General features: G+C 33.4%; 2 protein-coding genes. Both read left to right on the top strand.

From position 1 onward, the window contains the following. Positions 1-415 precede the first annotated feature (415 nt). Positions 416-1135, top strand: a complete 720-nt coding sequence (locus V7183_RS25320) for a DUF6944 family repetitive protein (protein WP_097899503.1) — start codon at positions 416-418, stop codon at positions 1133-1135. Positions 1136-1283: 148 nt separating this feature from the next. Beyond that, the gene (locus V7183_RS25315) at positions 1284-1601 is read left to right on the top strand and encodes a hypothetical protein (RefSeq protein WP_097899504.1); all 318 of its coding nucleotides are present in this window, start codon (positions 1284-1286) and stop codon (positions 1599-1601) included. The last annotated feature ends 14 nt before the right edge of the window (positions 1602-1615 follow it).

Here is a 1615-nt window from a genome sequence, read left to right as displayed (position 1 = left end):
TTCTATCATAGTGTTTGTTCTTGAATGCTCTATCACAATTTGAAACATGTAACATGAACGGAGAAAGAAATATAAAGATTATGCACCATTTTAATAGGACAAGCATATATTGAAATATGAAAAAAGCGTAAGTCGCTTATTTCATACTCATTGAAAACTCCTTATCCAAAAAGAGCACCTTGCAGGTGTTCTTTTTATTTGAGTTTTTGTTTTGAAAAATAGTGAAGAGGTTATGATGCACAAAATTACATATAGAAAATAAAATGGAGAAATACGGGTGTTATCGTAAGGTGGCAAGATAAGAATTCGAAACAGTAGAACAAAGCATTTGGTTTTGTAATGGTTTTAAATAGGAGCATGGCAGACCTTTAAGTTGAAATGAATAATTGGCATTTTAATATAGGTGATGAAAAATATGAACCTAAGGAATTTAAAAGTTACAGGGGCATGGTTTCAAGTTGGTGGTAATCTTATAGCGGCTATTGGTACAACGAGAGGGTTTGTAGGGGAGGAAGACGCTGAATCAGAGCTTGTTATTGTTGGTAGTTCATTACAAGCTCTTGGGTATATATTGCAACTGGTAAAACCAGATCGTGTGGTAGAAAACATAGAGGAAAAGAAGGATATCAAAAGTGAAGAGGAAAAAATAAAAAAAAGAAGTGAATCCTTGGAAAAAACAGGGATTGAGCTGTTAGCTTTAGGAAATGTTTCAAATGTAATCGGAACATTTTTTAATCGACAAAGGAAAATGAAAGGGAATGATTATCTTATTATTACGGGAAACAGTTTGCAGTCTGTTGGTGCGTTTCTTGGGGTGGAAGCAGCACTACTCAATAAGATTACTGATATTCCATGGTTAATTGTATTTGGAAATTCACTGCAAAGTTTAGGGGCTGGGATGCAAGCCTATCAAGGGATACACAACATATCGAAAGGAGAAAAAGAAGAAAGAGGAGAAATAGATAAGAAAAACCTTACAGATAAGGAGAAGGAAGAAGAAGGAGAGGATGAGAGATTAACGGGACTGATCGGTATTTGGATACAGGCAATTGGAACGTTAATCTCAGCAATCGGATTAACGGAAATTGAAACGGAAAACAAAAGGGATAATTTGAAAATCGATAAAGGTAGTTAAAAGGTTTATTTTTTTAGATGGGACAAGGAATATAGAAAGAAATGCTTTTCGTGTTTATTATCATCATCAAAAAATAGTATTAGATCATTATACGTTGTAGGTTTTCCTTCTTTTCTGTCGAATATGTAATAAAAGGGAGGTAGTGGAAATGGCACAGTTTGAATTAGAGAAAGTCACTTATTTAGGAGAGAGAAAAGAGGAAATAGATTTTCATGTAGCTTATGTAAGTATTGATAACTATTTAGACTGGAAAGTCATTATACGTGGAACTACTGATCAAAATAAAATTTTTATTGAAATAATGAAGAAGAATGAGCAACCAGTATTTGAACTTATTACCACTGAAGGGGAAACTTTGCAAGGTAGAACAAAGATAGTGAGGTTTATTCATAAATTAATTGATACAGAAATAGATTTGTTCGGTATAGGAAAATTGAATGGCTATGAGATAAGAAGCGTCCAATAGGATGCTTCTTATCT

Origin of the sequence: Bacillus sp. JJ1127 (genome assembly GCF_036965845.1) — a bacterium.
Classification (GTDB): Bacteria; Bacillota; Bacilli; order Bacillales; family Bacillaceae_G; genus Bacillus_A.
This window is presented reverse-complemented; position numbering and strand designations above follow the sequence as displayed.